The organism is Bradyrhizobium sp. NBAIM08 (assembly GCF_020193935.1).
Lineage (GTDB): Bacteria > Pseudomonadota > Alphaproteobacteria > Rhizobiales > Xanthobacteraceae > Bradyrhizobium > Bradyrhizobium yuanmingense.
Window position 1 is genome coordinate 1 of record NZ_JADYVR010000979.1, and the last position, 402, is coordinate 402.

The window sequence follows — 402 nt, forward strand, 5'->3', positions numbered from 1 at the left end:
GGAGTCGCATCGCCCCGCCGAAGTGATCCGGATGCGAGTGCGTGACCACCACGGTGTGGACGTCCTCCACGGCGAAGCCTGCGAGGCCGAGCCGGCCGACGAGGTGTTCCCACGACTCCGGACCCGGTAGGCCCGGATCGACGACCGCAATCCCCCGCTCGTCTTCGAGGATGTAGCAGTTCACGTGACCGAGCCCGGGCATGCTGATCGGCAGTTGAGTGCGGACGACACCGGGCGCCACCTCCGTGACGTCGGTGGTGGCCGGTTGCTGCTCCTGCTTCGGCGGGCGCGCCGCCTCGGGCTCGCCGGTCACGGCCTGCACGTCGGTCGAGTCGGCGGTGTTCAGCTGATGGTCGTGATGATCGTGATCGTGCTGCATGAAGAGGCCGGCCTCTACCGACG

1 protein-coding gene is annotated in these 402 nt (G+C 68.7%); it reads right to left on the reverse strand.

Annotated features, from left to right (window positions below):
- Positions 1-379: MBL fold metallo-hydrolase (locus tag I6F37_RS43030; protein ID WP_225154833.1), on the reverse strand; the 379-nt coding region annotated here is incomplete at its 3' end.
- Positions 380-402: the final 23 nt, after the last annotated feature.